Raw genomic sequence first — 1,279 nt, forward strand, 5'->3', positions numbered from 1 at the left:
AGCACGGTCTCGCGTCCGTCGTGCGCGGTGTCGGTGAGCATGTAGCCGAGGACGAACACGATCAGGGCGATCGTCGCCCAGGTGAGGTACGGGTACAGCCACATGCGGACCACGAGCTTCTCCGGCGTCTCGCGCTGGATGATCTTCCGCATCCGCAGCTGCGAGAAGCAGATCACCAGCCAGACGAACAGGGCCACGGCGCCGGAGGAGTTGACCAGGAAGAGGAAGACGGTGTCCGGGTAGGCGTAGTTGAAGAAGACCGCGACGAAGCCGAAGACGACGGAGACCAGGATCGCCGCCATCGGCACGCCGCGCGAGGTGGTCTTGGCGAAGGCCTTCGGCGCGTCGCCGCGCTCGCCGAGCGAGAACGCCATGCGGGACGCCGTGTAGAGCCCGGAGTTGAGGCAGGACAGCACCGAGGTCAGCACGATGAAGTTCATGATCTGACCGGCGTTCGGAATGGCCAGCGAGTTGAGCGCCGCGACGTACGAGCCGTCCTTGGTGATGCTCGCGTCGTTCCACGGCAGCAGGCAGACCACGACGGCGATCGAGCCGAGGTAGAAGACGGCGATACGCCAGATGATGCTGTTGGTGGACTTGGTGACCGCGCGCTGCGGGTCCTCGGACTCACCGGCCGCCAGGGTGGCGATCTCGCTGCCCATGAAGGAGAAGACGACGAGCAGCATGCCGGTGAGGATGGCGCCGGGCCCGTTCGGCAGGAAGCCCCCATGCTCGGTCAGGTTGCCCAGGCCCGCGCTGTCGCTGTCCACGCCCGGCAGCACGCCGAAGATCGCGAGGCCGCCGATGATGATGAACGCGGAGATCGCCACGACCTTGATCCCGGCGAACCAGAATTCGAACTCGCCGTAGGACGCCACCGACACCAGGTTGGTCGCGGTGAGTACGACCATCACGATGAGCGCCCAGGCCCACTGCGGTACGGCAGGTATCCAGCCCTCGAGGATCACCGCACCGGCGGTCGCTTCGACGGCGAGCACGACGACCCAGAAGAACCAGTACAGCCAGCCGATCGAGAAACCGGCCCAGCGCCCCAGCGCACGGTCCGCGTGCGCGGAGAACGACCCGGAGGTCGGATTGGCGGCGGACATCTCGCCGAGCATGCGCATCACGAGGACGACCATCGTGCCGACCAGCGCGTACGACACGAGGATGCCGGGGCCTGCGGTGGCGATACCGGAACTGGAGCCGACGAAGAGTCCGGCACCGATGACACCGCCGATGGCGATCATCGACAGGTGGCGGTTCTTGAGGCCTGCCT

At 66.5% G+C, this 1,279-nt stretch carries 1 protein-coding gene; it reads right to left on the minus strand.

Annotation, left to right across the window (positions count from 1 at the left end; genetic code table 11):
- A partial coding sequence (locus tag ABT009_RS47370; RefSeq protein ID WP_351309686.1) for an amino acid permease occupies window positions 1-1,279 on the minus strand: 1,279 nt, incomplete at both ends.

It is taken from the genome of Streptomyces sp. NPDC002896 (assembly GCF_040295225.1).
Lineage (GTDB): Bacteria > Actinomycetota > Actinomycetes > Streptomycetales > Streptomycetaceae > Streptomyces.